Origin of the sequence: Mameliella sp. CS4, assembly GCF_019392335.1 — a bacterium.
In the GTDB taxonomy this organism is placed as follows: Bacteria; Pseudomonadota; Alphaproteobacteria; order Rhodobacterales; family Rhodobacteraceae; genus Antarctobacter.
Window position 1 is genome coordinate 141,635 of the sequence record NZ_JAHXRQ010000012.1, and the last position, 7,035, is coordinate 148,669.

The window sequence follows — 7,035 nt, forward strand, 5'->3', positions numbered from 1 at the left end:
CGCTCAGAGCAGCGATTTGACCTTCTCGGCCACCGCCTCGGCGGTGATGCCGAAGTGCTTGTAAAGCACATCCGCCGGGGCCGAGGCGCCAAAGCTGTCCATGCCGACGAACCCGCTCTTCTTGGCATTGCCGCGCTCGCCGCAGAGCCAGCGGTCCCAGCCCATCCGCACACCGGCCTCGACCGCCACGCGCACCGGACCGGCGGGCGGCAGCACCCGGCGCCGATAGCTCTCGTCCTGTGCCTCGAACAACTCCCAGCAGGGCATGGACACGACGCGCGTGCCGATGCCTTCGGCCTGCAGCAGGTCGCGCGCGGCCAGCGCAATGGCCACTTCCGAACCGGTTGCCATCAGGATCGCCTGACGCTTGCCCTCGGCCTCGGCCAGCACATAGGCGCCTTTCTCGACCAGGTTGGCATTCTTGTGTTCCAGCCGCACGGTGGGCAGGCCCTGGCGGGTCAGCGACAGAACCGACGGCGTGCCGGTCTGGCGCAGTGCGATTTCCCAGGCCTCGGCGGTTTCCACCGCGTCGGCGGGGCGGAACACCAGCGTGTTGGGCGTCGAGCGGCTGATCGCGACATGTTCCACCGGCTGGTGGGTCGGGCCGTCTTCGCCCAGGCCGATGGAGTCATGGGTCATGACAAAGACGGTGGGTGTCTTCATCAGCGCCGCCAGGCGCATGGCCGGGCGGGCATAGTCGGTGAAGGCCATGAAAGTGCCGCCGTAGGGGCGCACGCCGCCATGCAGGCCCATGCCGTTCATGGCCGAGGACATGCCGTGTTCGCGAATGCCGAAATAGATGTAGCGGCCCTTGCGGTTGTCGGTGTCGAAGACACCCAGATCGCCGGTCAGCGTGTTGTTCGACCCGGTCAGGTCGGCGGAGCCGCCGATGGTTTCCGGCATGATCGGATTGATGACCTCAAGCGCCATCTCGCTGGCCTTGCGGGTCGCGACCTTGGGCGCGGTTTCCGAGATCTGCTTTTTCAGCGCCTTGACCACGGCGGACAGCTTTTTCGGCGCCTCGCCATCCATTACGCGGGTGAATTCCTTTTGCCGCGCCGCGCTGGTTTCGGCGAAACGGCCTTCCCAGGCCGCGCGCTCGGCGGCTCCGCGCGACCCGACCTCTTCCCACCAGCTCTTGATCTCGGCGGGGATGTCGAAGGCTCCGGAGGTCCAGCCCCAGGCGGCTTTGGCGGCCTCGTTCTGGTCTGCGTTGGTCAGCGCGCCGTGACCCTTGGAGGTGTCCTGCGCCGCGTGGCCAAGCGCGATATGGGTCTTGCAGGCGATCATCGAAGGCTGCGAGGTTTTCTTGGCCGCGATGATGGCGGCGTCGATGGCCTCGGGATCGTGGCCGTCGATTTCCTGCACATGCCAGCCCGACGCCTTGAAACGCGCGACCTGGTCGGTGCGGTCGGACAACGAGACCTTGCCGTCGATGGTGATGTCGTTGTTGTCCCAGAAAACGATCAGGTGCCCCAGTTCATAGCGGCCCGCAAGGCCCAGCGCCTCCTGGCTGACACCTTCCATCAGGCAGCCGTCGCCGGCGATGACATAGGTGTTGTGGTCGACCAGCTTCTTGCCGAAGCGCGCGCGCAGCGCCTCTTCGGCGATGGCGAAACCGACCGAGTTGGCAATGCCCTGGCCCAGCGGGCCGGTCGTGGTCTCGATCGCGCGGGCCATGAAGTTTTCCGGGTGGCCTGCGGTCTTTGCGCCCAGCTGGCGGAAGTTCTTGACCTCGTCGAGGGTGATTTCCGGATCGCCACAGAGATAGAGCAGCGAATAGAGCAGCATCGAACCGTGGCCGGCGGACAGGATGAACCGGTCGCGGTCAGCCCAGTCGGGGTGGGCGGCGTCGAACTTCAGGTGCTTGGAATACAGAACGGTGGCCACGTCCGCCATGCCGATGGGCATGCCCGAGTGGCCGGAATTGGCCGCGGCGACGGCGTCGAGCGCAAGCGCACGGATCGCCGTGGCGCGCATCCAATGATCAGGGTTGCGGGTGCGAAGCTCTTGGATATCCACCGGGTTTCGATCCTCTGGCTGGGGGTTTGCGGCGTGAATAGCAGTCCCGCGCCGAAGTGCAAGCCAAGCGCGGCGCCACGCATGAAGGGCGCCGTCTAAGGCCTTGGAAGATAAGGGGGCGCATTTTCCTTTTCCGCTTGTTAAACTTTCATTGACCGGATGCGGGACGATTCGTTCCGTGACGCTATGGGCTGCGCGGGATTGAGGCCGCAAGGCCGGGCAAGAGGACGAAGCAGGGCAGATGAGCCAGATCGAGGACTTGCAGGCGCGCATCACGCGCGCGCTGGATCGTATCGGACAGGGGATCGACGGGCTGGACCGCAGCGCCGCCGAACCCGCGGATTACGAAGCATTGCGCAGCCGCGCGGAAGCGGCTGAACAGGCATTGGCAGAGGCGCAGGAAGCCCTGGCCGCCACGCGTGAGCAGGCCGAGGTGGACCGTGACGCGGCCTTGGCCAGTGCGCGCGATGCCGCCGAGGCGGAGCGGGACATGGCGGTCGCCAACGCCTTGGCACAAGCCGAAGAAGCTCGTGAGGCCGCCGTGGTGGCGGCTCGGGAACAGGCAGAGGCGGATCGGGATGCCGCGATTTCCGCCGTCAAGGCCGAGGCCGCTGCCCAGTTGGAGCGCGCTCTTGACGAGGCGCGGACAGAAGCCGCCTCCGAACCGGCGCCCGAGCCGGAGGCCGCGCCCGAGACCGAGCCGCACGCCCCGGAGGGCGAGGCCCCGGACGTCACAGAGCTGGAAGAAGCCCTGGAAGACGAGAAGATAGCCAATGCCCAGCTTGAAGAGCGGCTGCGTGTGTTGCGCGCCCGGTTGGCAGAGCTCGAGGCGCAGGTCGCTGAAACCCCTGAGCCCGAGACCGTAGATGCGGGCACTCTCGCGGCACCGGCGCCCGGGGCTTTGGCCGCGCTGGATGGCCAGTTGCAGGACTTGCGCGCATCCAACGAAGAACTCATTGCCACCAATACCGCGCTGCGCGAAGCGAATGCGCAGGGTGTAGGAGATCCGGAACTGATCAACCGTGGTCTGCAGGCCGAACTGGACGCGATGCGCACCATGCGGGCGGCAGATGCGGCAGAGACGGGCGCGGTGATCGAGGCGCTTGGCCCGCTTCTGGCCGAGGCCGCAGACGGGGAGGCACAGGGATGAGCCAGATCGAAGTCGAGATCAAGATCGGGGGCCGCAGCTTTGAAGTGGCCTGCCAGCAGGGCGAGGAACAGTACCTGCTGTCCGCCGCACAGCTTCTGGACACCGAAGCGCAGGTGCTGGTGACGCAGATCGGGCGGATGCCCGAGGCGCGGATGTTGCTGATGGCGGGGCTGATGCTGGCGGACAAGACCGCTGGCCTTGAGGAACGCCTGCGCGAGGCGCAGGACAAGCTGAAATCGGTCGAGGCCGACCTGGCGGACCTGAGGAACAAGCCCGGCCCCTCGCCGGAAAAGGTCGAAGTGCCCGTGATCCCGGCGGATGTGACCGACGCCCTGGCCGAAATCGCCGCGCGAGCCGAGGCGCTGGCCAACAGTGTCGACGAGGCGAAGGCCGACTAGGGGCCTGTCGCCCGTGATGCGTCAGGCCCCTGGTGCGTCAGGCCCCTAGTCGCCGGGTCAATGCGCGACCCAGTTCGACGAAATCGGTGATTTCCTCCGGGCGCCGCAGAATGTGACGCAGACGCAGCCGCATGCCGTGACGGCTCAGCGCGACAATGGGCTGTTGCGCCTCGTTGCGCCCGCTGCGGGCCTCAAGCAGGTCCGGGGCCTCGCGGATGGCGGTCAGCGCCGTCTCGCGCCCCGGGGTCGCAAAGAGGGTCCCTGACCCGTCACCGGGAACCGACCGCAGGTCTGCCGCCTCGGCTGCCAACCCGCCGGTCATCTTGTTCAGCATCATCTGGCCCAAGCCGCCTCCGCCCATCTTGCCCAGCATCATGTCGGCCATCGCGGCGGTCTTTTCGGGAATGTCTGGCCCCAGCAGCGCCATGCCGTCCGGCAGCGCCAGCCGCGGCTGGGTGAATTCGGTCCAATGGTTGGTCGTTCCGCCGGTAGAGGAATTGGAACGGTAATACAGCACAAGTTCCCAGCCTTCGGAGGGATCGGAAATCACCGTGCGGCTGCCGCGCCCTCCGCTTTGCGGCTGATAATCAAAGGACCAGCCCCGCTCTGCGCAAAGGGCCTTCAAGGCCTCGCGGCGCTTTTGGCCGTGGCGGATGGCATAGGCGATCAGCCCGGTTCCGGCCAAAGAGGCAAGGATCAGGACGGCGGCGACGAAAATCTCCACGGCGAAACTCCTGTAGTGAAATGTAGCGGATCAAATAAAAACGGGCAGGGAAATCCCCGCCCGTTCATTGTCTCGTGCAAAGCGCATGGCTCAGGCGTTGGCTTCGCGGATCTTGTCGGCGGCATCCTTGTTGTAGGAAACGCCCTTGTCGTCGAAAAGCTGGTCCAGCTCGCCCGAGAGGGTCATCTCGGTGATGATGTCGCAGCCGCCCACGAACTCGCCTTTGACGTAAAGCTGGGGGATCGTCGGCCAGTCGGAGAAATCCTTGATCCCCTGGCGCAGGCCGTCATCCTCAAGCACGTTCACGTCCTGAAAGTCGACGCCCATGTAGTTCAGTACGCCGGCGACGCGGCTGGAGAAACCGCATTGCGGCATGGTCTTGTTGCCCTTCATGAAGAGCACGACATCGTTGGATTTCACGGTGTCATCTATACGGGTCTTTGCGTCGGTCATCTGCGGTTGTCCTGTTCGTTGTGGTCTTTGTCGGTGTCATCGGCCCAGGCGCCGTCCGGGCCGTCCTCCGAGCCTGTGTTCTCGGGGTCGTAGTCCCCAGGGTCGTAGCTGTCCCCGCTGTCCGGGATCGCCCCCACGAAGGTGGTGTTCGATTCCGGGTCATAGGTCAAACCGTAGGTAGATCTGCCTTCTTTCCTGAACCGTCGGTATTCATGCCATGCCGCGTATACGAAAATGGCGAGAAAGGGCAGGAGCAACAAGGGGACGACGACGCCTATGGGCATATCGGATCAGTCTGGAGCCTTTGTTGTGAGAGCGAGGGCGTGTAGCGCGCCGCTGGGCCCATCCATCGTGCCCTTGAGCGCGGCGTAGACGGCCCGCTGTTGCTGGACCCTGTTCTTGCCGCGAAAGCTCTCGTCGATGACCATCGCCGACATGTGCACCCCGTCTTCTCCATCGACGGTGATCTTGGCGTCTGGAAAGGACTGGCGCAACAGGTCCTCGATTTCCTGGGCATACATCGGCATATAAGGCGTCTCCACGCGTCTGGTGTCTGTTACAAAATTAGTGCGGCGGGGCGCGGCGTGCAAGGCACGCGCGTCAGGCCGGGCAGGGGTGGCGGCGGTCAGGCGGCAAGATCGATCCACACTGGAACATGGTCCGAGGGTTTCTCGCGCCCGCGAATGCCAGAGTCGATCTGGCATTCGGTCATCAGGTCCGCGGCGGCGGGGGTCAACAGCAGGTGGTCGATGCGGATACCGTTGTTCCGCTGCCAGGCGCCGGCCTGGTAGTCCCAGAAACTGTAGTGCCCGGGGGCCTGGGTCCGCGCGCGAAAGGCCTCGGTGAAGCCGAGGTTCAGGATCCGGCGAAAGGCCGCGCGTGTCTGCGGCAGGAACAGGGCGTCCTCGGTCCAGGTCTCGGGGCGTGCGGCATCCTCGGCCTGGGGAATCACGTTGTAGTCGCCTGCCATCAGCGCCGGGATCTCCTCGGCCAGCAAGTCGCGGGCGCGGGCTTCGAGGCGCTCCATCCAGGCCAGCTTGTAGTCGTATTTCGGTCCCGGTGCCGGGTTGCCGTTGGGCAGGTAAAGCCCACAGACACGCACGGCCTGGTCATCTCCCATGACCGTCGCCTCGATCCAGCGGGCCTGTTCGTCCTCGTCGTCGCCCGGCAGGCCGCGACGGACATCTTCGAGCGGGCGCTTGGACAGGATCGCCACCCCGTTGAAGCTCTTCTGACCGTGTGTCTCGACGTTATAGCTGCGGTCCTCGAAAGGCTCGCGCGGGAAATTTTCGTCGACAGACTTGATCTCCTGGCAGAGGACGACGTCCGGCTGCGCCTCATCCAGCCAGTCGAGCACCGCGGGCAGCCGGGCCTTGATGCCGTTGATGTTGAAGGTGGCGATCTTCATGGCGCGTTTCTCCTGCCTGTCCGGGGCTCATGGTTCGCAGGCCCGGGGCTGACGGTCAAGCGCGTCAGGTAAAGTCCTGATTTGTATCAGTTTGGTTGAGTGTTGTGGCAGCGGCGCAACCTATCAGCGTAAATGCTGGCACAAGGCACCCTCTGGACCTCGCGTGATTCGGGTATGATTCGTAGCTTTGCCGGTTTGCAAAGTGCCGTTGCACTGCAAAGTCCGAAGTTATCCACAGGAAATTTGTTCCTGTGGATAACTTGTATTGTCACGTGATCCGAAACGGCTGCGCGAATCGCATCTGTGGATAAACTTTTTCTTAAACAACCTTAACAAGAATTAACTTTTTTGCAAACTATTTTTACGTGCAGATTTCAAGGGCATAGACGTTCAACCTGGAAAGGACCGACCCAATGACTGCCCTCATCAAGCTGCACACCTCTGAAGAATTCGTTTCCAAAGCGGAAACCAGTGCCTTCGCCGGCGACGCCGTCGAGGCCTTTACCTCGTGGTCGGGACCGGCCGAAGGCGACCTGTTCTCGGGTGCCTCTGTAGAAGCCTACACATCCTGGTCCGGTCCGGCGACAGGAACGCGTGAGTCCGGCGATTCCGTCGAGGCATTCACCTCCTGGTCCGGCCCGGCAGCGGGTGACATGGACAATGGCGGCCACGTCGAAGCCTTCACCAGCTGGTCCGGCCCGGCACGCGGCAGCCGCGACGCCGGCGACAATGTCGAAGCTTTCACCTCGTGGTCCGGCCCGGCGGCAGGCGACATCGAAAGCGGTGACAACGTGCAGGCCTTCACCAGCTGGTCCGGTCCCGCAGCCGGTGACCGTGAAGCTGGCGACAGCGTCGAAGCCTTCACCTCGTGGTCCGGCCC

At 64.4% G+C, this 7,035-nt stretch carries 9 protein-coding genes; 3 read left to right on the forward strand and 6 right to left on the reverse strand.

Annotated elements, in window-relative coordinates; translation table 11 throughout:
• Positions 1-3: 3 nt before the first annotated feature.
• Entirely contained in the window at positions 4-2,022 is a 2,019-nt protein-coding gene (tkt, locus tag KZZ07_RS15615; RefSeq protein WP_219515562.1) for a transketolase, read from the reverse strand.
• Between the two features lie 241 nt (positions 2,023-2,263).
• Here tkt and KZZ07_RS15620 point away from each other — a divergent pair, with 241 nt between their 5' ends.
• Both KZZ07_RS15620 and KZZ07_RS15625 read left to right on the forward strand, forming a co-directional pair.
• Positions 2,264-3,172: a hypothetical protein gene (locus KZZ07_RS15620; protein ID WP_219515564.1), complete on the forward strand. Its 909-nt coding sequence runs from the start codon at positions 2,264-2,266 to the stop codon at positions 3,170-3,172.
• Positions 3,169-3,570: a cell division protein ZapA gene (locus tag KZZ07_RS15625; RefSeq protein WP_219515567.1), complete on the forward strand. Its 402-nt coding sequence runs from the start codon at positions 3,169-3,171 to the stop codon at positions 3,568-3,570. The genes KZZ07_RS15620 and KZZ07_RS15625 overlap by 4 nt, the downstream gene beginning before the upstream one ends.
• A gap of 37 nt (positions 3,571-3,607) precedes the next feature.
• Here the strand turns inward: KZZ07_RS15625 and KZZ07_RS15630 are convergent, their stop codons facing one another.
• From KZZ07_RS15630 to xth, 5 genes are all read right to left on the reverse strand, one after another.
• A complete protein-coding gene (locus KZZ07_RS15630; protein ID WP_219515570.1) occupies positions 3,608-4,294 on the reverse strand; it encodes a hypothetical protein in 687 nt (228 codons plus the stop codon).
• A gap of 90 nt (positions 4,295-4,384) precedes the next feature.
• Positions 4,385-4,747 carry a Grx4 family monothiol glutaredoxin gene (gene grxD, locus KZZ07_RS15635; protein WP_219515573.1) on the reverse strand — a complete coding sequence of 121 codons (363 nt, stop codon included), beginning with the start codon at positions 4,745-4,747 and terminating at the stop codon, positions 4,385-4,387.
• Complete coding sequence (locus KZZ07_RS15640) at positions 4,744-4,917, reverse strand: hypothetical protein (RefSeq protein WP_219515577.1); 174 nt, start codon at positions 4,915-4,917, stop codon at positions 4,744-4,746. Before KZZ07_RS15640 ends, grxD begins: the two co-directional genes overlap by 4 nt.
• Positions 4,918-5,037: 120 nt before the next feature.
• Positions 5,038-5,274: a BolA/IbaG family iron-sulfur metabolism protein gene (locus KZZ07_RS15645; RefSeq protein ID WP_219515579.1), complete on the reverse strand. Its 237-nt coding sequence runs from the start codon at positions 5,272-5,274 to the stop codon at positions 5,038-5,040.
• 98 nt (positions 5,275-5,372) lie between these two features.
• Positions 5,373-6,155: an exodeoxyribonuclease III gene (gene xth, locus KZZ07_RS15650; protein ID WP_219515582.1), complete on the reverse strand. Its 783-nt coding sequence runs from the start codon at positions 6,153-6,155 to the stop codon at positions 5,373-5,375.
• Between the two features lie 413 nt (positions 6,156-6,568).
• Here xth and KZZ07_RS15655 point away from each other — a divergent pair.
• A partial coding sequence (locus tag KZZ07_RS15655; RefSeq protein WP_370631186.1) for a hypothetical protein occupies positions 6,569-7,035 on the forward strand: 467 nt, incomplete at its 3' end.

Coding starts and splice junctions, on each gene's coding strand:
- KZZ07_RS15625 (WP_219515567.1), top strand. CDS start 3,169: ATGAGCCAGATCGAAGTCGAGATCAAGATCGGGGGCCGCAGCTTTGAA.
- KZZ07_RS15620 (WP_219515564.1), top strand. CDS start 2,264: ATGAGCCAGATCGAGGACTTGCAGGCGCGCATCACGCGCGCGCTGGAT.
- KZZ07_RS15645 (WP_219515579.1), bottom strand. CDS start 5,274: ATGCCGATGTATGCCCAGGAAATCGAGGACCTGTTGCGCCAGTCCTTT.
- xth (WP_219515582.1), bottom strand. CDS start 6,155: ATGAAGATCGCCACCTTCAACATCAACGGCATCAAGGCCCGGCTGCCC.
- grxD (WP_219515573.1), bottom strand. CDS start 4,747: ATGACCGACGCAAAGACCCGTATAGATGACACCGTGAAATCCAACGAT.